General features: G+C 71.2%; 21 protein-coding genes, 1 pseudogene and 1 riboswitch. Of the genes and pseudogenes, 8 read left to right on the top strand and 14 right to left on the bottom strand.

The genetic code is table 11. The features are described 5' to 3' along the window. Positions 1 to 552, bottom strand: a pseudogene (locus tag ACH5AF_RS23850) (DNA primase); the annotation flags it as partial. Between the two features lie 318 nt (positions 553 to 870). Beyond that, positions 871 to 1,815, bottom strand: coding sequence for a nucleoside hydrolase (locus tag ACH5AF_RS23845; protein ID WP_398903996.1), 945 nt, complete (start codon positions 1,813 to 1,815; stop codon positions 871 to 873). A 208-nt stretch (positions 1,816 to 2,023) separates the two neighbouring features. On the opposite strand from ACH5AF_RS23845, the gene ACH5AF_RS23840 reads away from it, so the two are divergent. Further along, positions 2,024 to 2,740 (top strand): lysophospholipid acyltransferase family protein, encoded by a 717-nt coding sequence (locus ACH5AF_RS23840; protein WP_398903994.1) that lies wholly within the window; start codon positions 2,024 to 2,026, stop codon positions 2,738 to 2,740. Positions 2,741 to 2,787: 47 nt separating this feature from the next. Here ACH5AF_RS23840 and ACH5AF_RS23835 read toward each other — a convergent pair whose 3' ends face one another. From ACH5AF_RS23835 to ACH5AF_RS23800, 8 genes are all read right to left on the bottom strand, one after another. After that, positions 2,788 to 4,365 (bottom strand): alpha/beta hydrolase, encoded by a 1,578-nt coding sequence (locus ACH5AF_RS23835; protein ID WP_398903993.1) that lies wholly within the window; start codon positions 4,363 to 4,365, stop codon positions 2,788 to 2,790. Positions 4,366 to 4,486: 121 nt separating this feature from the next. Further along, positions 4,487 to 5,236 carry an urease accessory protein UreD gene (locus ACH5AF_RS23830; RefSeq protein WP_398903991.1) on the bottom strand — a complete coding sequence of 250 codons (750 nt, stop codon included), beginning with the start codon at positions 5,234 to 5,236 and terminating at the stop codon, positions 4,487 to 4,489. A gap of 9 nt (positions 5,237 to 5,245) precedes the next feature. Further along, positions 5,246 to 5,929: an urease accessory protein UreG gene (ureG, locus tag ACH5AF_RS23825; protein ID WP_398903989.1), complete on the bottom strand. Its 684-nt coding sequence runs from the start codon at positions 5,927 to 5,929 to the stop codon at positions 5,246 to 5,248. Between the two features lie 26 nt (positions 5,930 to 5,955). After that, positions 5,956 to 6,618: an urease accessory protein UreF gene (locus tag ACH5AF_RS23820; protein WP_398903988.1), complete on the bottom strand. Its 663-nt coding sequence runs from the start codon at positions 6,616 to 6,618 to the stop codon at positions 5,956 to 5,958. A gap of 97 nt (positions 6,619 to 6,715) precedes the next feature. Continuing rightward, on the bottom strand, positions 6,716 to 8,437 hold the full coding sequence (locus tag ACH5AF_RS23815) for an urease subunit alpha (protein WP_398903987.1): 1,722 nt from the start codon (positions 8,435 to 8,437) through the stop codon (positions 6,716 to 6,718). Beyond that, on the bottom strand, positions 8,430 to 8,741 hold the full coding sequence (locus ACH5AF_RS23810) for an urease subunit beta (RefSeq protein ID WP_398903986.1): 312 nt from the start codon (positions 8,739 to 8,741) through the stop codon (positions 8,430 to 8,432). Before ACH5AF_RS23810 ends, ACH5AF_RS23815 begins: the two co-directional genes overlap by 8 nt. Positions 8,742 to 8,751: 10 nt before the next feature. Beyond that, a complete protein-coding gene (locus ACH5AF_RS23805) occupies positions 8,752 to 9,054 on the bottom strand; it encodes an urease subunit gamma (RefSeq protein ID WP_398903984.1) in 303 nt (100 codons plus the stop codon). Between the two features lie 128 nt (positions 9,055 to 9,182). Next, entirely contained in the window at positions 9,183 to 9,803 is a 621-nt protein-coding gene (locus ACH5AF_RS23800; RefSeq protein ID WP_398903982.1) for a TetR/AcrR family transcriptional regulator, read from the bottom strand. A 104-nt stretch (positions 9,804 to 9,907) separates the two neighbouring features. Here ACH5AF_RS23800 and ACH5AF_RS23795 point away from each other — a divergent pair, with 104 nt between their 5' ends. Continuing rightward, positions 9,908 to 10,867: an ABC transporter permease gene (locus tag ACH5AF_RS23795; RefSeq protein ID WP_398903981.1), complete on the top strand. Its 960-nt coding sequence runs from the start codon at positions 9,908 to 9,910 to the stop codon at positions 10,865 to 10,867. Positions 10,868 to 11,316: 449 nt separating this feature from the next. Here the strand turns inward: ACH5AF_RS23795 and ACH5AF_RS23790 are convergent, their stop codons facing one another. Continuing rightward, a complete protein-coding gene (locus ACH5AF_RS23790; protein WP_398903979.1) occupies positions 11,317 to 11,604 on the bottom strand; it encodes a type II toxin-antitoxin system Phd/YefM family antitoxin in 288 nt (95 codons plus the stop codon). Positions 11,605 to 11,683: 79 nt separating this feature from the next. On the opposite strand from ACH5AF_RS23790, the gene ACH5AF_RS23785 reads away from it, so the two are divergent. The 3 genes from ACH5AF_RS23785 (at position 11,684) to ACH5AF_RS23775 (ending at position 13,614) form a co-directional block, all read left to right on the top strand. Further along, a complete protein-coding gene (locus ACH5AF_RS23785) occupies positions 11,684 to 12,319 on the top strand; it encodes an ATP-dependent Clp protease proteolytic subunit (protein ID WP_398903977.1) in 636 nt (211 codons plus the stop codon). A gap of 9 nt (positions 12,320 to 12,328) precedes the next feature. Beyond that, on the top strand, positions 12,329 to 12,637 hold the full coding sequence (locus ACH5AF_RS23780; protein WP_398903976.1) for a hypothetical protein: 309 nt from the start codon (positions 12,329 to 12,331) through the stop codon (positions 12,635 to 12,637). A gap of 312 nt (positions 12,638 to 12,949) precedes the next feature. Continuing rightward, positions 12,950 to 13,134, top strand: a riboswitch (cyclic di-AMP (ydaO/yuaA leader). 3 nt (positions 13,135 to 13,137) lie between these two features. Further along, positions 13,138 to 13,614 (top strand): C40 family peptidase, encoded by a 477-nt coding sequence (locus tag ACH5AF_RS23775; RefSeq protein ID WP_398903974.1) that lies wholly within the window; start codon positions 13,138 to 13,140, stop codon positions 13,612 to 13,614. Positions 13,615 to 13,702: 88 nt separating this feature from the next. Here ACH5AF_RS23775 and ACH5AF_RS23770 read toward each other — a convergent pair whose 3' ends face one another. Further along, positions 13,703 to 14,335, bottom strand: a complete 633-nt coding sequence (locus ACH5AF_RS23770; RefSeq protein ID WP_398903972.1) for a LysE family translocator — start codon at positions 14,333 to 14,335, stop codon at positions 13,703 to 13,705. Between the two features lie 106 nt (positions 14,336 to 14,441). On the opposite strand from ACH5AF_RS23770, the gene ACH5AF_RS23765 reads away from it, so the two are divergent. Continuing rightward, a complete protein-coding gene (locus tag ACH5AF_RS23765; protein ID WP_398903970.1) occupies positions 14,442 to 15,377 on the top strand; it encodes a LysR family transcriptional regulator in 936 nt (311 codons plus the stop codon). Positions 15,378 to 15,543: 166 nt separating this feature from the next. On the opposite strand, the gene ACH5AF_RS23760 is transcribed toward ACH5AF_RS23765, so the two are convergent. Further along, positions 15,544 to 15,975 (bottom strand): ATP-binding protein, encoded by a 432-nt coding sequence (locus tag ACH5AF_RS23760; RefSeq protein WP_398903968.1) that lies wholly within the window; start codon positions 15,973 to 15,975, stop codon positions 15,544 to 15,546. A 217-nt stretch (positions 15,976 to 16,192) separates the two neighbouring features. Beyond that, positions 16,193 to 17,347, bottom strand: a complete 1,155-nt coding sequence (locus ACH5AF_RS23755) for an 8-amino-7-oxononanoate synthase (protein WP_398903967.1) — start codon at positions 17,345 to 17,347, stop codon at positions 16,193 to 16,195. Positions 17,348 to 17,493: 146 nt separating this feature from the next. Here ACH5AF_RS23755 and bioB point away from each other — a divergent pair, with 146 nt between their 5' ends. Together bioB and ACH5AF_RS23745 are read left to right on the top strand one after the other, a co-directional pair. Next, on the top strand, positions 17,494 to 18,663 hold the full coding sequence (gene bioB / locus ACH5AF_RS23750; RefSeq protein ID WP_398903965.1) for a biotin synthase BioB: 1,170 nt from the start codon (positions 17,494 to 17,496) through the stop codon (positions 18,661 to 18,663). Beyond that, entirely contained in the window at positions 18,656 to 19,945 is a 1,290-nt protein-coding gene (locus ACH5AF_RS23745; protein WP_398903964.1) for an adenosylmethionine--8-amino-7-oxononanoate transaminase, read from the top strand. Before bioB ends, ACH5AF_RS23745 begins: the two co-directional genes overlap by 8 nt. The last annotated feature ends 113 nt before the right edge of the window (positions 19,946 to 20,058 follow it).

Here is a 20,058-nt window from a genome sequence, read left to right as displayed (position 1 = left end):
CTCGTCGTCCGCGACGACACGAGCCAGCGCGCCACCACCGGTGTGCACCCCACCGTGCGGCTTGTCGTGGTCCTTCTTGTCCCACTTCTTGTCGCCGTGGTCGTCCTTCTTGTCGCCGTGGTCGTCCTTGTCCCACTTCTTGTCGCTGTAGTCGTCCTTCTTGTCGCCGTGGTCGTCCTTCTTGTCGCTGTAGTCGTCCTTCTTGTCGCCGTGGTCGTCCTTCTTGTCGCTGTAGTCGTCCTTGTCCTCGTCGTCCGCGACGACACGAGCCAGCGCGCCACCACCGGTGTGCACCCCACCGTGCGGCTTGTCGTGGTCCTTCTTGTCCCACTTCTTGTCGCTGTAGTCGTCCTTCTTGTCGCCGTGGTCGTCCTTCTTGTCGCTGTAGTCGTCCTTCTTGTCCGACGAGTAGTCGTCCTTCTTGTCACTGCTCGACGAGGAGTGCTCGTCCTTGCTCCAGTCGTCAGCCGTCATCACCGCGTAGGCCGGTCCGGAGATGCTGAGGGCGGCCGTGGCGACGGCCGAGGCGAGCAGAATGCGGGCAGAGCGCATGGTGAGCCTTTCCTTCCGCCGCGACTGCGAGGGCCGACACGTCACCGGCCCGTCTGGATCGCAGTGGCGACGTGATCAACCGTCAGCCCAATCGCGAGCGCTCACCACCGGAGAGCACGGCATGCGGGCGACATCATGGGCCCGATGAGTGACGTCGGCTCGATATTCACCCGGGGGGCTGCACGCCACGGGTGGTCCAGGTTTGACCTCCTGTCACAGCGGTCCGGTCGGCGGCGGGGCTGCTGTGCGCCCCGCCCGGACGGGCGGCCTCGGCAGCGTTCCCGTCGCGCCGGGCGGGCGTGGCAGCCGCGCCTGCGCTCACCGCACGCGCCGCCCCAGCGTGTCCACCGCGGCGATCACCCGGTCCCAGAACCTGTCAGCGTCCAGGCAGACCGCCACCCGCGCGTTCACGGGCCGGCCGGTGTATCCGTGCAGGTCCACCACGGTCGCCCCGCGGGTGTACCGCCCGCTCAGCTCGACGGCGACATGTGCGTCCACGCAACGCACGGTCTGCGGGTCGATGACGCGGGCCACGGCCACGGGATCGTGCACCGGTGGCGCCGTGAAGCCCCACAGCTGCCGGTACGTGGATGCGAAGTAGGTCAGCAACTCCGCGCAGACCCGGGAGAGTTCGGTGCCGAGGGCCTCCAGGCGGGCCAGCACCTCGGGCGTGGCGAGCGCCTGGTGGGTGACATTGAGCCCGCACATGGTGACCGGCACACCGCTGCCGAGGACGATGTCCGCGGCCTCGGGATCCACGTACACGTTGAACTCGGCGGCAGGAGTTCTGTTGCCGCGCTCGGTGGAGCCGCCCATGAACACGATCTCCCGGATGTGTGCCACGGCGTCCGGGTACCGCGTGAGCAGCAGCGCCACGTTGGTGAGCGGTCCGGTGGGGACGAGGGTGACCGGTTCCGGATGCTCGGTCAGGATGCGATGCATGAGCTCCACGGCGTGCTCCGGGACGACGTCCACGGCCGGGGCCGGGAACCGCGGACCGTCGAGTCCGGATTCGCCGTGCACGTCGTCCGCAACCGTCAGCGGCCGCACCAGCGGCCTGGCGCAGCCCGCCGCCACGGGGACGCCGGTGATGCCCGCGACGGTGCAGACCCTGCGGGCGTTCAGCGTGGTCTTTTCGAGGGTCTGGTTGCCGGCGACCGTGGTGATCGCGAGCAGGTCGACCGCCGGATCCCCCGCGGCGAGCATGACGGCGACGGCATCGTCGTGCCCGGGGTCACAGTCGATGATGACGGGGACGGGCACGGCTCTCCTCCGTTTCCGGGGACGTGACTCCCCCAGTCTCCCCTCGCCATGCCGCGCTTCCCACTCGCTGCCGGCCGGGAGCTCCGCGAGGCGCGCACGCGTGGTTACGGGTGAACGGACATGCACTTACACTGACCGTCACCGAAATGTGCCATGACCTGGCAGAACGTTGCCCTGGAGACCGTCCGGGCAGTTGGGAGCGCCCCCGGTGTTCTATTACGTGCTCAAATACGTCCTTCTGGGGCCGCTGCTGCGGCTGCTGTTCCGCCCCAGGATCGAAGGACTGGAGCACATTCCCGCCGAGGGTGCGGCGATCGTCGCAGGCAACCATCTGTCGTTCTCCGACCACTTCCTGATGCCGGCGATCCTCAAGCGGCGCATCACCTTCCTGGCGAAGGCGGAGTACTTCACCGGGCCGGGCGTCAGGGGCCGGCTGACCGCCGCGTTCTTCCGCAGTGCCGGCCAGATCCCGGTGGACCGCTCCGGCAAGGAGGCCGGGCAAGCGGCCATCCGGGAGGGGCTCGGGGTGCTGAACAAGGGCGAGTTGCTGGGCATCTACCCGGAGGGCACCCGTTCGCACGACGGCCGGCTCTACAAGGGCAAGGTCGGTGTGGCGGTGATGGCGCTCAGGGCCGGTGTGCCGGTGGTGCCGTGCGCGATGGTGGGCACGTTCGAGATCCAGCCGCCCGGACAGGTGCTGCCAAAGATCAAGCGGGTCACGGTCCGGTTCGGCGAGCCGCTGGACTTCTCGCGGTACGCGGGCATGGAGAACGAGAAGGCGGCGATCCGCGCGATCACGGACGAGATCATGTACGCCATCCTGGAACTGTCGGGACAGGAGTACGTGGACCGGTACGCGGTGGAGGTCAAGGCGGAGCAGCAGGAGCAGCAGCGGCCGAAGAGGTTCCCGCCGCGACGCAACTGAAAGAGGGGCGGCCGGTGTCCGGCCGCCCCTCCCGTATACCGGTGTCCTTACGGCTTCGGCGTGGTGTGCGGTTCGCACGTCACGTCGTGGCTGTCCAGCGTGCCGCTGAGCAGATAGGCGTCGACGCGGTCGTTGACGCACGGGTTGGCCAGACTGGTCACACCGTGCGATCCGGCGTCCTTCTCGATGATCAGGCGCGAGCCCTTGAGCCGCTTGTGCAGCTCGACGGCGCCCTCGAACGGGGTCGCGGCGTCACGGGAGGCCTGCACGATGAGCACCGGCGGCAGGCCCTTGCGGGTGCGCACCTCGACCGGGGTCCGCTGCTTGGTGGACCAGGTCGCGCACGGCAGGTTCATCCAGGCGTTGGCCCACGTCATGAAGGGGTGGTCGCGGTGGAGCCGGGTGTTGTCGCGGTCCCACCTCTTCCAGCTGGTGGGCCACTTGGCGTCCGCGCACTCGACCGCGGTGTAGACCGCGTTGCCGTTCTCGGAGCGGATGTTGCCCGCGGTGTCCGACAGATCGGGCGCGGCGGCGTCGACCAGCACCTGGGTGTCACCGGCGAGGTACTGGCTCCACGTCCGGGCGACAGGCACCCAGGAGGAGTCGTAGTACGGCGCGCTCTGGAAGAAGCCGATGAGTTCGGCCGGGCCGACGACCCCGCCGATCGGGCTCTTCTTCGCGGCGGTCCGCAGCTTCACCCACTGGGCCTCGACCTTCTCGGGGGTGTCGCCGATGTGGAAGGTGGCGTCGTTCTTCGCGACCCAGTTCTTCCAGTCGTCCCAGCGCATCTGGAACGCGACGTCCTGGTCCAGGTTCGCCTGGTACCAGATCTTCTCCCGCGAGGGGTTGACGACGCTGTCGACGATCATCCGGCGGATGTGGCCGGGGAACAGCGTCGCGTACACCGCGCCGAGGTAGGTGCCGTAGGAGACGCCCAGGTAGTTGAGCTTCTCCTCGCCGAGTGCGGCCCGGATGACATCCAGGTCGCGTGCGGTGTTGGGCGTGGTCATGTGCGGCAGCATCCAGCCGCTGCGCTCCGCGCAGCCGTCCGCGTACTCGGCGGCGAGCTTGCGCTGAGCGCGCTTGTCGGCCTCGCTGTCGGGCACCGGGTCGAGCTTCGGCGCCTTGACGAACTCCTGAGGATCGACACAGGAGATGGGCGTGGAGTGGCCGACGCCGCGCGGGTCGAAGCCGACGAAGTCGTACGCCTTCGCGGTCTTGGCCCACAGCGGGTTCTTGCCGGTGACCCGGACCGGGAAGCGCATGCCCGAGCCGCCGGGGCCGCCCGGGTTGTAGATGAGGGCGCCCTGGCGCTCGCCCTTGGTGCCGGTGTTGCCGATGCGGTCGACGGCGAGCTTGATCTGCTTGCCGTCGGGCCGGCTGTAGTCCAGCGGGACGGTCACCCAGCCGCACTGGATGGGCTTGGCGAGCCCCCAGTCCTCCGGGCAGTCCGCCCAGTCGATGCCCTGCTTCGCCGCCCGCTCCGCGGCGATGCGTGCGCCACGCGCCTCGGACCAGCCCTGGTCACGGCTGTCGGCGTTGGCGACCGGTGCCGCGATCGCACCGGCGATGAGCGTGCCCGCTATCAGAGTGCCGGCCGAGCCGAGCACTGCTGTGCGTCTCACGTGGAGCCTCCCCCTGCTGCTGTTGTCGTAAGGTCCCGGGGATCCTTTCGTCAACGGGGCAGCGGGGAACAGCCCGTACCGGTGTTCTTTACCGAACCAATAACCGGTGACCGGCTTCCGCTCAGCGGTGCAGGTCCGGCGCGGCCGCGGCCAGCCCTTCGTCGAGCAGTCGGCGCAGGGCGCGGGCATCCGCGGCAACGGCCGTGATCATCACGGCAGTTCCCGCCAGCGGGGTGAGGACGGCGGTCGGGCCCAGCGGCCGCGGCGCGAGCGGCTTGTCCGCGTACGCCGGGTCCACGACGAGGAGTTGGCCGACGGCCCGGTGCCCGGCGAGCACGGCGGGGCCGTCCCAGCCGCCCGGGGCGCCGGGTCCGCAGGCCAGTTCCGTGTCGAGCAGGGGGCGTCCCGCACGGCGCACGGTGAGGCGGGCCATCAGGGTGCCCGGCTGTTCGCCGTGGCGGCCGAGAATCTGCTCCTCGCGCAGCACCAGCCGTGCGCTGGGAGCGAGTTCGGCGCGGGTGCGCAGGTGCAGGACGCTGCCCCGGGCGGCGACGAGCTGCTCGGGCAGCCAGTGCAGTACGGCGTCCTCCCCCACCGTCAGGGTGACGTCGTAGCGGGCGTGCTCCGCCGTGGGGCCGGGCAGCGAGATCGTCGCGGCGGCCGAGTCCACGGTGAGCCGGGTGCCTTCGCACACCTCCGCCTCGATCGCGAGCCGGTCGCCGCCGAGCGGCGCGCTCATCGCACCGACGACGGTGACCTTGTGGCCCGGTCCTGTGGAACGGGTGCGGCGCAGGGCGAGCGGCCCGTCGCTGACGAGGACGGGCAGACCGGTCCGGTCGGCGACGATCCGGGCCGTGGCCTCGATGCTCATCCGGCGCGCTCAGGCGGTCCAGGCGGCGAGCTGCGCCCGTACCCAGTCAGCGACCGGGCGGACGCCGTCGGGCTCGCGCAACGAGGTGAAGACGACCGGGAGTTCGCCGCGCTGCTGCTCGGCGTCGCCGGCCATGCGGGCGAGGTCGGAGCCGACGTACGGCGCAAGGTCGGTCTTGTTGACGACAAGCAGGTCGGCCGTGGTGACTCCGGGCCCGCCCTTGCGCGGGATGTCGTCGCCCCCTGCGACGTCGATCACAAAGATCTGGGCGTCGACGAGTCCCTTGGAGAAGGTGGCGGTGAGGTTGTCGCCGCCGGACTCGACGAGGACGAGGTCGAGCGGGCCGACGCCGTCCTCCAGGTCCTCCACGGCTTCGAGGTTGGCGGAGATGTCGTCACGGATCGCGGTGTGCGGGCAGGCTCCGGTCTCGACGGCCTGGATGCGTTCGGGCGGCAGCACGGCGTTGCGCAGCAGGAACTCCGCGTCCTCGCGGGTGTAGATGTCGTTGGTGACGACCGCGATGGAGAACTCGTCGCGCAGGGCGGTGCACAATGCGGCGACCGTGGCCGTCTTGCCTGAGCCGACGGGTCCGCCGAGCCCGATGCGCAGGGCGCGCCGTGCACCGTCGGGGCGCGTGGCGTCGGCGCCGACGGCGGAGGCGCCGGCTTCGTCGTGGCGGTGGTCGAGGTGCATGGGGTGCGGCTCCTTGGTACGGGGTTCTAGGACGCGAAGAGGCGTACGGGCCAGGTCGCGTGCTGCTCGGCGGTGATGTCGAGGAGCGGGGCGGACGCGGCCGGGAGGGCGTCCACTCCTTCCCGGGCGGCGCCGGTGGCTCGTTCGGCGACGGCGTCCATCTCGGGCGCCAGGCGGGCGAGCACCGCCGTGGCTTGGAACGGGTCGAGGCTGAGCAGCCGTACGGCGGCGGTGGCCGGGCCGCTGACGGTCTCGTAGACGACGCAGTGTGCGGCGTCGTCCGCTCCGAGACCTGCCGCGCGGGCGGCGGTGCCGAGCACGATCGGCTGATGTGTCCCCCGGGGGAACGCGGCTGCCAGCGCGTCGAGTTCGGGGCCGGGCCAGGCGGCGCGTGCGGCGCGCATCATCTGCCGTCCGAGCTTGCGCGCGGCGGCCCGCAGGGCGGGCGAGGGCGTGCGCGCGTCGGCGGCATGGTCGAGCTCGGCGGGGTCGTGGCCGAGAGCGGCGGCGGCCGCGAGTGCGGCGGAGGTGAGGCCGGTGGTGTGCAGCCGGCCCCGGCAGAAGTGTTCGAGGTCCTGTGCGTCCCGGATCCGGCCCTCCCGTACGGCCGGCTCGACGCCTCCGGAGTGCGCGTGCCCGCCGGCGGGGAACCGCCCGTCGGCCAGCACGAGCAGAGCGGCGCGGCTCATGGGCCACCCGCCCCGGCGGCACCGAAGCCCTCGGCCGACGGGCTCGCGGCGGCCGGCGGCGGCCGCCGTGAGGCCTGTGTTGTCGTCGGTGCGCGCATCAGAAGAGGAAGTACCGCTGGGCCATGGGGAGTTCGGTGGCGGGAGCGGGTTCGATCCGCTCACCGTCGACGGTCACCGTGAACGTGTCCGGGTCGACCTCCACCCGCGGCAGCGCGTCGTTCTCCCGCATGTCCGCCTTGGTGACCCGCCGGGTACTCGTGATGGGCAGGAACTTCTTGGCCACCCCGAGCCGTTCCGGAAGGTCGTCCTCGATCGCCGCCCTCGCCACGAAGTTGAACGACCCGTGCGCGGCCGCGCGCCCCAGCGCGCCGAACATCGGCCGTGGCAGCACCGGCTGCGGCGTGGGGATGGAGGCGTTGGCGTCGCCCATCTGTGCGTAGGCGATCTGGCCGCCCTTGAGGACGAGCTGGGGCTTCACCCCGAAGAACGCCGGGTCCCACAGCACCAGGTCGGCCAGCTTCCCGGTCTCGATCGAGCCGATCTCGTGGCCGATGCCCTGTGCGACCGCCGGGTTGATCGTGTATTTGGCGACATAGCGACGTACTCGGTGGTTGTCGGCACGCCCGTCACCGGGCAGCGCGCCGCGCCGCTTCTTCATGACGTGTGCGGTCTGCCAGGTCCGCAGGATCACCTCGCCGATGCGCCCCATCGCCTGCGAGTCGGAGGAGACGATCGAGATGGCGCCGAGGTCGTGCAGGACGTCCTCGGCCGCGATGGTGGAGGGCCGGATGCGGGACTCGGCGAAGGCCAGATCCTCCGGCACGGCGGGGTTGAGGTGGTGGCAGACCATCAGCATGTCGAGGTGTTCCTCGATGGTGTTGACGGTGTGCGGCCGGGTCGGGTTGGTGGAGCTGGGCAGCACATGCGGTTCGGACACCACGGTGATGATGTCGGGCGCGTGGCCACCGCCCGCACCTTCGGTGTGGTAGGCGTGGACGGTGCGGCCCGCGATCGCCGCGAGCGTGTCCCCGACGAATCCGGCCTCGTTCAAGGTGTCCGTGTGCAGCGCGAGCTGGGCACCGGTCTCCTCGCAGACGTTCAGACAGGCGTCGATGACGGCCGGGGTCGCACCCCAGTCCTCGTGGATCTTGAACCCGAGCGCCCCGCCGCGCAGCTGGGAGTACAGGGCGTCGCGCGACATCGTGTTGCCCTTGCCGAGCAGGCCGATGTTGACGGGATACGTGTCCAGCGCCTCGAACATCCGGGCGAGATGCCACGGCCCGGGCGTGATGGTGGTGGCCTTGGTGCCCTCGGCCGGCCCGGTGCCGCCGCCGACCAGGGTGGTGACGCCCGTCGCGAGGGCCTGGTCGACGAGCGTCGGCGAGATGAAGTGGACATGGGCGTCGACCGCCCCCGCCGTCACGATCCTGCCGTTGCCCGCGATGACCTCGGTCTCGGGGCCGATGACGAGATCGGGGTGGACACCGTCCATGGTGTCCGGGTTGCCGGCCTTGCCGATGCCCGTGATACGGCCGTCCCTGATGCCGATGTCGGCCTTGACGATGCCCCAGTGGTCGATGACGACGGCGCCGGTGATGACGGTGTCGGGCGCTCCGTCGGCCCGTGTCGCACGGGACTGCCCCATCGACTCCCGGATCACCTTGCCGCCGCCGAACACGGCCTCGTCGCCTGCTCGTCCGGGGCCGCCGGAGCGGTCCTCCTCGATCTCGACGAGCAGATCGGTGTCGGCGAGCCGGATGCGGTCGCCGGTGGTGGGCCCGAAGAGATCCGCGTACACGGCGCGGTCCAGCTCAGCCATCGAGGTGACCTCCGGTCTCGCCGCGCAGTCCGGCGACGACACGACGGCCGGCCAGCGGGACGAGCTCGACGTCGACGGGGATGCCGGGCTCGAACCGTACGGCCGTGCCCGCCGCGATCGCGAGGCGCTTGCCGCGGGCTGCCGCGCGGTCGAACTCCAGGCCCGGGTTGGCCTCGGCGAAGTGGTAGTGCGAGCCGACCTGGACGGGCCGGTCGGCGGCGTTGACGACGGTGACACAAGTGGTCTCGCGACCCTCGTTGAGGGCGACGGGCTCGTCGGCGAAGAGGATCTCTCCGGGAATCATCGGCTCTCCCTCAGACGATCGGATCGTGGACGGTGACGAGCTTGGTGCCGTCCGGGAAGGTGGCCTCGACCTGCACGTCGTGGATCATCTCGGGGACGCCGTCCATGACATCGGCGCGGGTGAGCACCTGGCGTCCGGAGGCCATGAGCTCGCCGACCGTGCGCCCGTCCCGGGCGCCTTCGAGGATGTGGGAGATGATGAGCGCGACGGACTCGGGGTGATTCAGCTTCACGCCGCGTGCCCTGCGCTTCTCGGCCACGTCGGCGGCCACATGGATGAGAAGTCGTTCCTGCTCGTGCGGGGAGAGTTGCACGCGTCCACCTCATAGTCGTACCGGCCCGGGGGCGTGTGGACCCCAGCTCACGTCAACGCTCTGTTGACCTGCGCACGGGCATCTCACGACCAAGGGTTGAACGTTAGGACGCGAGTTTTTCCGGCGCGTTAACTGATCTCGGGTTCCCGCATGGACATCAGGGCGCGCAGCCCCTCCTCCAGGACCTCGACCCGCACATCACCGAAGAGCGCCTGCTGGGCGATGAAGCCCTGGGCGGTCGCGATGAGCGTGCGCGCGACGTGGTCGGCGTCCACGTCCGACGGCAACTGCCCGTTCGCGCGGTAGGCGTGGACGAGGTCGGCCCAGGCGAGCCGCATCCCGCCGTACCCCTCGGCGAGCGTGGCGGCCAGCGTGTCGTTGCGCAGGGTCTCCGTCCACACCTGGACGACAAGGCGGGCGAACGCCCGGGCGTCCCCGCCGGGCACCTCGTCGATCAGCAGCCGGCGCAGCACCCGTCCGAGGAGGACATCCGGCGTCGGCGTCGGGGTCGTGCGGGCGGCGTCGTCGAAGGCGGTGCGGATCCACGAGAACGCCTCGCCGGCGATGGCTTCGATCAGTTCCTCCTTGCTGCGGAAATAGCGGTAGACCGCGCCTGCCGAGAGGCCCGCCTCCGCGAGGACGTCCTGCATCGATGTCGCATGGAAGCCGTTGCGAGCGAAGCAGCGGGCGGCGCCGTCGAGGATCTGCCGGCGGCGGGCGTCGAGGTGCTCCTGGGATACACGTGCCATGGGAAAAATCTAAAACGAACGTTCCTTCTTGACAAGGAGCGACCCCGCGGAGACAGTGGCGACAGAACATAAAACGAACGATCCTTCTCTTTATAGGAGTGGTCATGTCCGCTGCACCCACACGCCGCATGGTCGCGGTGACGGTCCTGGTCCCGGTCGTGGTCGCGCTGGCCCTGTGGGCCTTCGCCTGGCCCGCGGCACGCATCGCGCCGCGAGACGTTCCCGTCGGCGTCGCCGGTCCCGCCGCCGCGGCGGAGCAGGTCGAGCGGCGCTTCGAAGAGCGCGCCGGCGCGTTCGAGGTCCACCGGTACGAGGACGAGGCGGCCGCCCGGGCGGCCGTCGAGGACCGGGTCGTATACGGAGCGGTCGTCGTGCAGCCCGAAGGCCCGACGCTGCTGACCGCTCCCGCGGCGAGCCCGGTCGTCGCGCAGCTGCTCAAGGAGGCCGTGGCCGGATCGGCGCCGGACGGCACGCGGGTCCGGGTGAAGGACGTGGTCCGGCTCCCCTCCGGCGACCCGCGCGGCAGCGCCCTCGCGGCGAGCGTGCTGCCCCTCGCGCTGGCCGGGGTCGCGGCCGGGGCGCTCGTGACCGTGCTCCACCTGCGCGGCATGCGGGGCGCAGCCGCCCTGGCGGGAGCGTCACTGCTGGTCGGCGTCACCGCGACGGCGATCGCGCACAGTTGGCTCGGGGTACTGGACGGCAACTGGTGGGCGGAGGCAGGGGCGCTGGGACTGACGGTCCTCGCCATCGGGGCCTCGGTCGCCGGGCTCGCGGCGCTGGTGGGGACGGCGGGGATCGGCCTGGGGGCGCTGCTGATGATCCTGATCGGCAACCCGTTCTCGGGCGCGGCAAGCGCGCCGGAACTGCTGCCCGAGCCGGCCGGCGCCATCGGACAGTGGCTCCCGCCGGGCGCGGGGACGTGGCTGCTGCGCTCGGTGGCGTACTTCGACGGACACGCGACGGGATCGGCGCTGCTCACGCTGTCGCTCTGGGCGGGCCTGGGCCTGACCGCGATCCTGCTCGGCGGCCGCCTCCGCCGCGCGCCGGCGGCGACGACGGCCTGAGGGCCTGTGACCGGCCGCGTGCCGTCGCCGCAGCGGACGGGGGCGCGCGGCTTCGCATGCGCGGTACGCGCCGGGCGCGGTTGTTCGCCGTACGACGGGAGGGCGGCCGGACCGCGCCCGCCCTGCGCGGCACACGCCGGAGCGGATCCCGACGAGCCGCCGGGGCGACACCGGCCGCACCCCCGAGGGGTCGCCACGGCCCCCAATTCCAGGCGAGGGGGCAGACAGCCCTTGCGGCGACGGACGAGGGCGCGACCACACCAAAGATCACCGGTCGGATGGCGGGCCCGCATCACACATCGCGGCCGCGACGGTGACGTCGGAGGGCGCAGGACCCCGGCCCGGCCGCACAGAACCGCGACCGGTCGCCCACGGGCAGCTCACCCGCGCGGTGCGTTCCCGGGCTTCGCGGCGCACGGCGCCAACGCCGCAGCGCGCTCGTCGCCGCGTCAGGCGCGGCGGTCGTCGCCCGGGCGGTGGTGTTCGGCCGCCAGGCCGAAGCGGCCGCGTTCGCCCGGAGCGGACGATGACGAGCCGAGCGAGGACACGGACCTGATCACCTGTTCCTCCGCCGCCTCCCGGTCGTGCTCCAGTCGCTCCAGGTCAGCGGCGGAGACCAGTGCCACGAGCGGCTTTCCATGACGGGTCACCACGACGCGCTCCCCGCCGTAGACGACGCGGTTGATCAGTTCGGCGAGCTCCGCACGGGCTTGCGTCACCGGAATCTCATAGGCCATGCTCCCCATCATAACGGTCTGTACGTCCTGTACATTTTTCACAGAGGACGAAGGCCCGACTCCGAGGAGAGGCACGTCCATGAACCGCCCTGACGCCCGCCACGTCCTGCCCGAGTTCACCGAGCGCACCAGCTCGGGGGCCCGCACCCGCGACCCGTACTCAAAGCTGTTCGAGGAGCGGATCGTCTTCCTCGGCTCCGCCGTCGACGACACCGCCGCCAACGACGTCATCGCCCAACTGCTGCACCTCGAATACGCGGCTCCCGACCAGGACATCTGCCTGTACATCAACTCGCCGGGCGGTCCGATCAGCGCCATGACGGCGATCTACGACACGCTCCAGGTCATCACCTGCGACATCGCCACCACCTGCATCGGCCAGGCGACTTCCACCGCCGCCGTGCTGCTCGCGGCCGGGGCCCCCGGCAAGCGTATGGCGCTTCCGGGCGCACGGATCGTCGTCCAGCAGCCCGCCGCCGAGGAGCCGTTGCGGGGCCAGCCGTCCGATCTGGAGATCCAAGCGGCCGAGTTGCTCCGCCTGCGGGAGCAGCTCGCGACCATGCTGGTGCGCCACACCGGACAGGACGCCGAGCGCATCGCGGCCGATCTGGAACGGGACAAGATCTTCGACGCCGACGCGGCGAAGGCGTACGGCCTGGTGGATCACGTCGTCCAGAACCGTAAGGCGTCTCCCGTCGCCACAAGGACGAGGTGAGCGCGCGCGATGCTGCCTCCCACGATGCCGCCGCTGCCCGCACTGACGTGCGCGGAGGCCGAGTTCGTCGACAGCTATCTCGAAGTGGTCGATCTGCTGGGGCGGATCAACCCGTCCCGCGCCACGCACACCTACGGCGCGCTGCGTGCCGCGCAGGCACTCGTCGGACGGGCCGCCGCACTCAAGGACGCCCTGACACTGATGCATACGCGCGGCGAGAACGAGGTCTACGCGGACACTCTTGCCGAGGCGCTGCGGATTCTCGACGGTCAGCGCAGGGCGAACCGGGTGACCGTACCGCCCGCTTCGACGAGTTGACGGTCGATCGCGCTGTCAACCGCCAACGGGGTAGCGGCTTTCGTACCCCGTTCGGTGGAGCTTCGGCGTAGTTGTCGTGTGTCGCAGGACTTGCGCCGTTCGACCACCGATTTGGCGGAGTTGACCGTTTCACCGCTGGTACAACCATGATTTCCCGTCAGGCGACTCAAGCCCCAACGCCCCTGTCCACCCGAACAGATCAGTCGTGATCAGGTTCACAAAAGCCGTTTCAACTCGGAAATCGGACATCGGTGGGTCACGATCCTTGGACGACAAGCCCTCGCCACCTGACGGGGCGGTCCGGGCGGACGCTGAGTCCTGCCGCCGTACCGGACGTCTGGTCGACAGAAGTGCATCGGCAGGAGTGGAGGACCCGAGCAGCACGGGGTGACCGGTGATCCCGGTGGTCCCCTTGGGGTGAAGCCGCTTCGGCGGCCGGGCGTCTTCGCGGTCCGAACCCGACAGGTCATCCTTCACAGGCGGCTGACGAAGGGTTGCGCATGACTGCGCAGATGCATGTCCCGTTCCTGCTCACCCGCGCGGGCGCCGTATCGGCACTGACCATCGCCGCCGTCGGCGGCACACTCCTCGCTCCCGGAGCCACCACCGAGGCGCATGCGGTCACCAGCCACGCGAGCAAAGCACTCCAAGTGGCCGCGTCGAAGAAGGGGTCGCCGTACAGATTCGGTGCCGTCGGCCCCCACCGCTTCGACTGCTCCGGGCTGACGGTGTACTCGTACAAGAAGGCCGGCAAGAAGCTGCCGCGTACCGCGCAGCAGCAGTACAACCGCACGCGCCATGTCTCCGCCTCCCAACGGCGACGCGGTGACCTGGTCTTCTTCCATTCCGGCGGCTACGTCTACCACGTAGGCATCTACGCCGGGAGAGGACGGATCTGGCATTCGCCGAAGACCGGCGACGTGGTGCGGCTGGCCAAGATCTGGACGAGCAGCGTCTCGTACGGCCGCGTGCGCTGACCCCCCGGCAGCTCCGGTCCCCGGCGGTCAGCACATCGCGTAAGAGGTCGCCGGCACCGCAGGTGCGGTGGCGGCCGACGCAGGTGGGTCAGTGCGCCGGCGCCTGGACCAGCAGCGTCGCGCCGAGCGCGGTGAGCGCGCCGCCCGTGACGCCTTCCACGGCCCGTGTGGTGCGCGGCCTGCGCAGCCACCGGCCCAGCCGGTCCACCAGGAGTGCCACCGCCGGGAACCAGATCAGCGCCAGCACGACGACGATCGTCGCGAGCAGCAGGGTGCGCGGCAGCACCGCGGCACCGTCCGGCACGAACTGCGGCAGCAGACTCAGGAAGAGGACCGGCGCCTTCGGATTGAGGACATTGGTGAGAAAGCCCTGGCGCAGACTGCGTCGGACGCTGGGGGCGGCCGTGGCGCCGTCGATCGCGAGGGGCCCGTCGAGCGGGCGCAGGGCCGAGCGCACCGCGCGCAGGCCCAGCCACAGCACATAGACCCCGCCCGCGATCTGCAGGGTCCGGTACAGCACGGGCACCGCCACCAGCACCGTGGCGAGTCCCGCCACGGCCAGTGCGGTGTGCACCAGCAGTCCGCCCGCGACGCCGACCGCGCAGGCGACGCCCGCGCGGCGTGAGGCGAGCGCACTGCCTACGACCACGGTGAAATCGGCGCCCGGCATGGCGACCATGCCTGCGGCGACACCAATGAAGGCGATCAGCTGTGCATCCATGGCCCCCAGCCTGACCGTTTCGAGCCTTCAGCAGGTACTTGCAATATCCTGGGTCGGTCCAAAGCACTGCTTAAGGCAGGCGCCTGACGAGCGTCCAAGAGGAGCGATGTACGACCCGACCCGGCTGGCGGCCCTGGTCGCGGTCGCGGAGGCCGGTTCGATCACCCGCGCCGCGGCCCGCCTCGGTTACACCGCCCCGGCGCTCTCCCAGCAGCTGTCCAAGCTGGAACGTGAGGCCGGAGCGCCGCTGCTCGTGCGCCACCACCGCGGGGCGCGGCTCACGGCCGCGGGCGAGCTGCTCGCCGAGCGGGCGCGCCGGGTGCTGGACGAGATGGACCGGGCGCGGCACGAGCTGGCCACGCTGTCGGGGCTGACGGGCGGCCGACTGCGCGTGGGGACGTTCACCACGGTCGGCATCCATCTGCTGCCCCCGGTGCTCAGTGCCTTTCGCCGCGCGCATCCGGCCGTGGAGCTGACGGTCGCGGAGTACGAGCCGCCGGCGGGGGTCACGGCGGTGGCGCGCGGCGAGATGGACCTCGCGCTGACGCACGCCTACGAGCCCGCCGAGCCGGCGCCGCTCCCGCCGGGAGTGGTCATGGAACCGCTGCTGGTGGAGGAGCTGGTGATCGTCACGGCCCCCGGGCACGCCCTGGCGGGCGGTTCGGGGCGACTGCCGGTGAGCGATCTCGCCGGACAGCCGCTGATCAGCAGCGCTCCGTCGCATCCGCCGCGCAGGGGGGTGGAGGGAGCGCTGGCCGAAGCGGGCGCGACACCGGCCGTGGTGTGCGAGTCCCCCGGTTACGCACTGGTCTGCGCGCTGGTGAGCGCGGGCATCGGCGTGGCCGTGGTGCCGGAGATGGTCGCGGCCATGTCCGCGACTCCGGTGCAGATACGCCAGTTGGAACCGGCCGCGTTCCGCCGAACGATCTCGGTCGTGCACCGGGGCGAGGAGTCGGGGCCGGCGACGCAGTCGCTGCGGGTACTGCTGCGGGGCTCGTTCGGCCGGGCGGGACAACAGGGGACGGGCGGACGGACGTCGTGATCCGCCCGGCACCCCGTTGGTCGGGCCTGACCCGAGAGAGGGGCCTGACCGGAGCGAAGGGGCCTGAGCCGACGGGAGCCTGACTGGAGATAAGGGGCCGCCGAGCCAACAGGAGCCTGACCGACAGGGGCCTGACTCGGCAGGGGCCTGACCCGGCAGAGGGTGCCTAGCTCTGCACCGGAACGGTCCACGGCAGCGCGATCCACACCGTCTTGCCGCCCTCCCGCGTGGGGGTCACGGAAAGCCGCCCGCCGTACTGAGCGGTGAGACTGCGGATGATGACCATGCCCCGCCCGTTGTCCTGCCGGACCGCGGCAGGCAGCCTGCGCGGCCAGCGCGGATGGCTGTCGGTGACTCCGATGAACAGCTGCTCGTCCCGTTCGAGGTGCACGTCGACGGTGAAGGTGGGCGACTGGCCGAAGGTGTGCTGCACGGCGTTGGTGGCGAGTTCGGAGATGATCAGTCGCACGGTGTCGACGACGTCGGTCCCGTCGGACAGTCCCCAGTCGCAGATGACATCGGTGACATATCTCCGGGCGGCGGAGACCGAAGCCGGATCGCTCGGCAGAGTGACGGATGCTTCTCGACGGTCTGCCATGGCGACGCTGTCCCTTTCCCACCGGGCCGGGCTCCGACTCGTAGCGGATGACACGCGAGGACGGCCACGGATTGCGCTTCGTCGTCAGACTGCCACTTGTCGTCCATCCGGCGCGGCGATCCACCGAGATAGGGATATGTCTGTCGCTCAAAGCGGTGAACTCTGCCACGGGAGACCGTATTTGGGGAGGTGCGTACCGCGCGCGGGACGGCTCACTTCAGGCGCGCGGCGCGGCCCCGACGATGGTCGCGACGGCCGTGTCGAGCTCCCGGTCGGTCAGGTCGGCGCGGGCGGTGAGCCGGATGCGCGAGATCCCGTCCGGTACCGACGGGGGCCGGAAGCAGCCCACGACCAGGCCCGCCGCCCGGCAGTCCGCCGCCCAGGCGAGCGCCGCGTCCGGCGAGGGCGCCTGTACGGAGACGACGGCCGCGTCCGGCCGTGCGGCGGTCAGCCCCGCGTCCGTCAGCCGCCGGTGCAGCACGGCGGCGACCTCCTGGGCACGGTCGGCGAGCTCCGGTTCCCGGCGCAGCACCCTCAGGGCGGCGAGCGCGCCGCCGGCCGCCGCCGGTGCGAGTCCGGTGTCGAAGATGAAGGTCCTGGCCGTGTTGATCAGGTGCTCGATCACCCGGGCCGGGCCCAGGACCGCGCCGCCCTGACTGCCGAGGGACTTCGAGAGGGTGAGGGTGGCGACGACTCCGCTCGCGCCGGCCAGTCCGGCGGCGTCGAGCGCTCCCCGGCCGCCGTCGCCCAGGACGCCGAGACCGTGGGCGTCGTCGACGAGGAGGGCCGCGCCGTGTTCGCGGCAGACCTCGGCGAGTGCGGGCAGCGGCGCCGCGTCGCCGTCCACGGAGAACACGGAGTCGGTGACGACGAGGGCCCGGTGGCCGGGGTGGGCGGCGAGGGTCTTGCGCACGGCCTCGGGGTCGGCGTGCGGGACGACCGCCCTCTCGGCGCGGGAGAGGCGGCAGCCGTCGACGATGGAGGCGTGGTTACCCGCGTCGGAGACGACGAGGGCGTCCCGGCCGCCGAGCGCGGTGACGGCGGCGAGGTTCGCCGCGTAGCCGGAGGACAGGACGAGGGCGGCCTCGAATCCGCAGAATCCGGCGAGTTCGCGCTCCAACTCGGTGTGGAGCGCGGTGGTGCCGGTGACCAGGCGGGAGCCGGTGGCGCCCGCGCCCCAGCGGCGAGCGGCGTCGGCGGCTGCCCCGGTGACCTCGGGCCGCCGAGTGAGTCCCAGGTAGTCGTTGCTCGCCAGATCGAGCAGGACCGAGTCGGCGGTGCGCGGCCGGAGCGTACGGACGAGTCCCGCGCGCTCCCGGCGGCGCGCCTCGTCGTCGATCCAGTCGAAAGGATCCTGAGTGGCCTGCGGCATGAGGTGTCCGGTCCTTTTGTAGGCAGCGCACAGACCCTAACCGGATGCGGGCGGGGAACCGATGTGGCCATGCACACACCTCAAAGCCGGGCTGTTGTGGGGTTCCTCCTTGGCCGGGGCCGCTGCCGTGGGTAAGGATCAGCACCATGGACCTGCTGAACACCCTGGTGGAGAAGGGGCTGCGGCGCGAGCTGCCGACCCGTGAAGAAGCCCTCGCCGTACTGGCGACCTCCGACGACGATCTGCTCGATGTGGTGGCCGCGGCCGGCAAGGTGCGCCGCCAGTGGTTCGGACGGCGGGTGAAGCTCAACTATCTGGTCAACCTGAAGTCCGGTCTGTGCCCCGAGGACTGCTCGTACTGCTCGCAGCGGCTCGGTTCGAAGGCGGAGATCCTCAAGTACACCTGGCTGAAGCCCGACGAGGCGTCCGAGGCCGCGGCCGCCGGTGTGGCCGGCGGCGCGAAGCGGGTCTGTCTGGTGGCGAGCGGCCGCGGCCCGACGGACCGGGACGTGGACCGGGTCTCGAAGACGATCGAGGCGATCAAGGAACAGAACGAGGGCGTCGAGGTGTGCGCCTGCCTCGGGCTGCTCTCCGACGGCCAGGCCGAGCGACTGCGCGACGCCGGCGCCGACGCGTACAACCACAACCTGAACACGTCCGAGGGGACGTACGGGGACATCACGACCACACACACCTACGCCGATCGCGTGGACACGGTGAACAAGGCGCACGCCGCGGGCCTGTCCGCATGCTCCGGTCTGATCGCCGGCATGGGCGAGAGCGACGAGGACCTGGTGGACGTGGTCTTCTCGCTGCGCGAGCTCGACCCGGACTCGGTGCCGGTCAACTTCCTCATCCCCTTCGAAGGCACCCCCCTCGCCAAGGAGTGGCACCTGACCCCGCAGCGGGCGCTGCGCATCCTGGCGATGGTCCGGTTCGTCTGCCCCGACGTCGAGGTGCGCCTCGCGGGCGGGCGCGAGATCCATCTGCGTACCCTTCAGCCGCTCGCGCTGCACCTGGCCAACTCGATCTTCCTGGGCGACTACCTGACCAGCGAGGGCCAGGCGGGCAAGGCCGACCTGGAGATGATCGCGGACGCCGGCTTCGAGGTGGAGGGCACCGACACGACGACGCTGCCCGAGCACCGTGTCTCCGGTGGCGGCTGCGGGTCGGTGTGCGGTGACGGCGGCGAGGGCGGCTGCGCCGGTGACACGCCCGCCGCCGAGGCCGCTCCGGCCGAGGCGCCCGCCGCGCGCACGGAACTGGTCGCCGTACGCCGCCGCGGTGCCGGTACGGACGTCGCGCCCAATGCCTGAGTTCTCCCCCGGCGAGCTGCGCGCCCTGGATCGCGCCCATGTCTGGCATCCGTACGCTCCGATGCCGGGCCTTACGGATCCCGTGGTCGTGGAGTCCGCGTCCGGGGTACGGCTCAGGCTGGCCGAAGAGATCCACGGACAGCGCGAGTTGATCGACGGCATGTCATCGTGGTGGTCGGCGGTGCACGGCTACAACCACCCCGTCCTCAACGAGGCGGCAACCGCGCAGCTGGGCCGTATGAGCCATGTGATGTTCGGCGGGCTCACCCATGAGCCGGCCGTACGGCTCGCGACGCGGCTGGTGGAGATCACCCCGGAGCCCCTGCAGCACGTCTTCCTGTGCGACTCGGGCTCGGTGTCGGTCGAGGTCGCCGTCAAGATGTGCCTCCAGCACTGGCGTTCGGTGGGACGCCCGGCCAAGCAGCGGCTGCTGACCTGGCGCGGCGGCTACCACGGTGACACGTGGCAGCCGATGTCGGTGTGCGACCCGGAAGGGGGCATGCACGGTCTGTGGAAGGGCGTGCTGCCACGGCAGGTCTTCGCGCCCGCGCCGCCGACCGAATACGACGAGTCGTACGCGGACGGGCTGCGCGAGCTGATCGGGCGGCACGCGGACGAGCTGGCCGCGGTGATCGTGGAGCCGGTGGTGCAGGGCGCGGGCGGCATGCGCTTCCACTCCCCCGCATACCTGCGGGTGCTGCGGGAGGCGTGCGACGAGCACGACGTGCTGCTGGTCTTCGACGAGATCGCGACCGGCTTCGGCCGCACGGGCGAACTGTTCGCGGCCGGGCACGCGGGTGTCACACCGGACGTGATGTGCCTGGGCAAGGCGCTGACCGGCGGCTATCTGTCGCTGGCGGCGACGCTGTGCACGGCGCGGGTGGCGGACGGGATCTCCCGGGGCGAGGTCCCTGTCCTGGCCCACGGCCCGACGTTCATGGGCAACCCGCTGGCCTCGGCGGTGGCCTGCGCATCGATCGACCTGCTGCTCGGCCAGGACTGGCAGCAGGAGGTCAAACGCCTGGAGGCGGGCCTGCGGGACGGGCTGGCCGAAGCTGCCGCGCTGCCGGGTGTGAAGGACGTCCGGGTGCTCGGCGGCATCGGGGTCGTACAGCTGGACCACGAGGTGGACATGGCGTCGGCGACGGCGGCGGCCGTACGCGAGGGCGTGTGGCTGCGGCCGTTCCGCGACCTCGTGTACACGATGCCGCCGTACGTGACGAGCGACGAGGACCTGGAGCGGCTGTGCCGCGCGGTCCGCGCGGCCGCGTCCGCGGCCTGACACCCGCCCGAGGGGTCAGCCCGCTCCAGGATGGTGCCGGTCTGGCTCGCCCCGGGCCAGGGGCGGGGCGTCGGAGGGCCACGCGGCGACCCTGCCCCGCATGCACCGGGCGT

The sequence above is a fragment of the Streptomyces sp. NPDC018833 genome, from assembly GCF_044390825.1.
Classification (GTDB): domain Bacteria; phylum Actinomycetota; class Actinomycetes; order Streptomycetales; family Streptomycetaceae; genus Streptomyces.
Note: the sequence above shows the minus strand (reverse complement) of the source record. Positions and strands in the feature narration are given on the sequence as shown.

What these genes read in the sequence shown, in the direction of transcription:
- ACH5AF_RS23820 (WP_398903988.1), bottom strand. Translation starts at nt 6,618, where the DNA reads ATGAGCCGCGCCGCTCTGCTCGTGCTGGCCGACGGGCGGTTCCCCGCC.
- ACH5AF_RS23760 (WP_398903968.1), bottom strand. Translation starts at nt 15,975, where the DNA reads ATGGCAGACCGTCGAGAAGCATCCGTCACTCTGCCGAGCGATCCGGCT.
- bioB (WP_398903965.1), top strand. Translation starts at nt 17,494, where the DNA reads ATGGACCTGCTGAACACCCTGGTGGAGAAGGGGCTGCGGCGCGAGCTG.
- ACH5AF_RS23785 (WP_398903977.1), top strand. Translation starts at nt 11,684, where the DNA reads ATGAACCGCCCTGACGCCCGCCACGTCCTGCCCGAGTTCACCGAGCGC.
- ACH5AF_RS23755 (WP_398903967.1), bottom strand. Translation starts at nt 17,347, where the DNA reads ATGCCGCAGGCCACTCAGGATCCTTTCGACTGGATCGACGACGAGGCG.
- ACH5AF_RS23775 (WP_398903974.1), top strand. Translation starts at nt 13,138, where the DNA reads ATGACTGCGCAGATGCATGTCCCGTTCCTGCTCACCCGCGCGGGCGCC.
- ACH5AF_RS23745 (WP_398903964.1), top strand. Translation starts at nt 18,656, where the DNA reads ATGCCTGAGTTCTCCCCCGGCGAGCTGCGCGCCCTGGATCGCGCCCAT.
- ACH5AF_RS23795 (WP_398903981.1), top strand. Translation starts at nt 9,908, where the DNA reads ATGTCCGCTGCACCCACACGCCGCATGGTCGCGGTGACGGTCCTGGTC.
- ACH5AF_RS23830 (WP_398903991.1), bottom strand. Translation starts at nt 5,236, where the DNA reads ATGAGCATCGAGGCCACGGCCCGGATCGTCGCCGACCGGACCGGTCTG.
- ACH5AF_RS23765 (WP_398903970.1), top strand. Translation starts at nt 14,442, where the DNA reads ATGTACGACCCGACCCGGCTGGCGGCCCTGGTCGCGGTCGCGGAGGCC.
- ACH5AF_RS23770 (WP_398903972.1), bottom strand. Translation starts at nt 14,335, where the DNA reads ATGGATGCACAGCTGATCGCCTTCATTGGTGTCGCCGCAGGCATGGTC.
- ureG (WP_398903989.1), bottom strand. Translation starts at nt 5,929, where the DNA reads ATGCACCTCGACCACCGCCACGACGAAGCCGGCGCCTCCGCCGTCGGC.
- ACH5AF_RS23790 (WP_398903979.1), bottom strand. Translation starts at nt 11,604, where the DNA reads ATGGCCTATGAGATTCCGGTGACGCAAGCCCGTGCGGAGCTCGCCGAA.
- ACH5AF_RS23810 (WP_398903986.1), bottom strand. Translation starts at nt 8,741, where the DNA reads ATGATTCCCGGAGAGATCCTCTTCGCCGACGAGCCCGTCGCCCTCAAC.
- ACH5AF_RS23780 (WP_398903976.1), top strand. Translation starts at nt 12,329, where the DNA reads ATGCTGCCTCCCACGATGCCGCCGCTGCCCGCACTGACGTGCGCGGAG.
- ACH5AF_RS23800 (WP_398903982.1), bottom strand. Translation starts at nt 9,803, where the DNA reads ATGGCACGTGTATCCCAGGAGCACCTCGACGCCCGCCGCCGGCAGATC.
- ACH5AF_RS23815 (WP_398903987.1), bottom strand. Translation starts at nt 8,437, where the DNA reads ATGGCTGAGCTGGACCGCGCCGTGTACGCGGATCTCTTCGGGCCCACC.